Annotated in this window: 1 pseudogene; it reads right to left on the reverse strand. The window is 28.5% G+C overall.

The annotated features are described in order from the left end of the window. Positions 1-129 (reverse strand): annotated as a pseudogene (locus tag CF394_RS15255) (aldo/keto reductase); the annotation flags it as partial. Positions 130-263 lie beyond the last annotated feature (134 nt).

Below are 263 nucleotides of genomic sequence, written 5' to 3' on the forward strand. Positions count from 1 at the left end.
TATACTTCTATAACCTTGTTCGATAGCATATTTTACAGATTCTCTACATTCATCGCCATCTTTTACTCTATAAGTTCCGAGCCCTATTTTCGGCATTGTTCTTCCGTTATAAAATTGAACCGTCTCCATATAATCTCTCCTTTAATCATTGTAATTGAAAAGTTTACTAGTAATACATACCCTATTTTTACTATTTAAAAAAGTAATACTATCAAATCAAAAAAGCCTTCAAAACAATTAATTTGTAGTAATTGTTTTGAAGA

The organism is Tetzosporium hominis (genome assembly GCF_002265435.1).
Taxonomy (GTDB): domain Bacteria; phylum Bacillota; class Bacilli; order Bacillales_A; family Planococcaceae; genus Chryseomicrobium; species Chryseomicrobium hominis.